At 36.3% G+C, this 1,715-nt stretch carries 1 protein-coding gene; it reads left to right on the top strand.

What is annotated here, in order from left to right; all coding sequences use genetic code 11:
- A partial coding sequence (locus tag C8P67_RS21900; protein WP_147298290.1) for a non-ribosomal peptide synthetase occupies positions 1-1,715 on the top strand: 1,715 nt, incomplete at both ends.

The following is a 1,715-nucleotide window of genomic DNA, read 5'->3' as shown; positions in this document are numbered from 1 at the left end:
AATAAATTATTGCACGGCTTTATTTGATAAAGCAACAATAGATCGAATGCTGCTGCATTATCAAGAGTTGTTGGTTAGTATTGCAGACAATATCTCGCAGCCAATAAACGGTTTATCGATGCTCACCAAAGAAGAATCACATCAATTATTAAGTATCTTCAACGATACTGATACAGCGTATCCAAAAGACAAGACCGTAGTAGATTTATTCGAAGAGCAGGCTAAGCGTACTCCGAACGCTGTTGCTTTAGCTTATGAAAGTAACTCTATGACTTATAAGGAATTAGATGAGCGTTCAAATCAATTAGTTCATTATCTAAAATCTATAGGTGTGACTAGCGATTCCAGAATAGCTATTTTGTTTGATAAGCGTTTTGAAATGATCATTAGTATGTTAAGTATTCTCAAATTAGGAGGTACTTATGTTCCGCTAGATGCTTCATTACCATCTAATCGCTTATCCTATATACTTGAAGATTCGAGCGTAAGCTTTCTTCTCTACAGTGAAGATTCTTTATTATCTAAGTTATCTGTTTCAGAATTTATTTTTCTCTTAGACATTACAGAATCCTATACTTACGAATCATCGGCTATTTCATATGAAATGACATCAGCTTCAGCAGCTTATGTAATGTATACTTCAGGAACCACGGGGAATCCAAAAGGAGTGATCGTTACACATGGCAATATTGTTAGTTTGTGTACAAGTTGTGATTATACGGTTTTAAATTCAGCTACTGTTTGGCTTTCCACCGGTTCTATTGCTTTTGATGCTACGACCTTGGAGTTTTGGGGTACTTTATTAAATGGAGGCCAATTAGTATTAGCAGATACAAATTCGTTATTAGAGATCAAAAGCTTAAAAGATCTTATAATCAAAAATAAAGTTACCACTATGTGGATGACTGCTTCCTGGTTTCATCAGGTAGTAGAAGAAGATTCCTCTGTTTTTGCACCTCTTAGTTCTTTACTGGTTGGAGGAGATGTAGTCTTGTTCACTTATACCAATAAGTTAAAAGAACTATATCCGGCACTTGAGATTATTAATGGATATGGTCCTACAGAGAATACTACATTTTCTACTACTTATAAAATAGACAAAGTAACAGAAAAGGCTCTTCCTATCGGGAAACCAATAAAAAACAGTCATGTATACATTACAGATTCTGAATTAAATTTAGTGCCTGTAGGAGTCGTGGGAGAGTTATGTGTTGGCGGAAGTGGAGTAGCCTTAGGTTATTTGAATCACCCTGAGCTTACATCAGAAAAGTTTATATCAAATCCATTTAAAACAGGCGAACGAATATATAAGACAGGAGATTTAGCACGTTGGTTATCAGATGGTAATATTGAGTTTATTGGCAGAAAAGATGATCAGGTTAAAATCCGCGGTTATCGAGTAGAGCTGGGCGAGATTGAGAATGTATTGTCATCTTTATCTGGAGTAACACAATGTTGTGTACTGGCTAAGGAGGATACAAATGGCACAAAGAGTCTAGTGGGTTATGTCGTATTGGAAGATACACTAGACAAGGAAGCTTTACAGGAACAATTAAAGGTAAGCTTACCAGAGTATATGGTTCCTATGATCTGGGTTGCATTAGAAGTAATGCCATTAACCAGTAATGGAAAACTGGATAAAAAAGCTTTACCGGATCCGGATGGTTCAGAATTATCCAGCAAAGAATATGCAGCACCCCGCAATGAAACGGAAG

The organism is Flavobacterium aquicola (assembly GCF_003385115.1).
GTDB lineage: Bacteria > Bacteroidota > Bacteroidia > Flavobacteriales > Flavobacteriaceae > Flavobacterium > Flavobacterium aquicola.
Note: the sequence above shows the minus strand (reverse complement) of the source record. Positions and strands in the feature narration are given on the sequence as shown.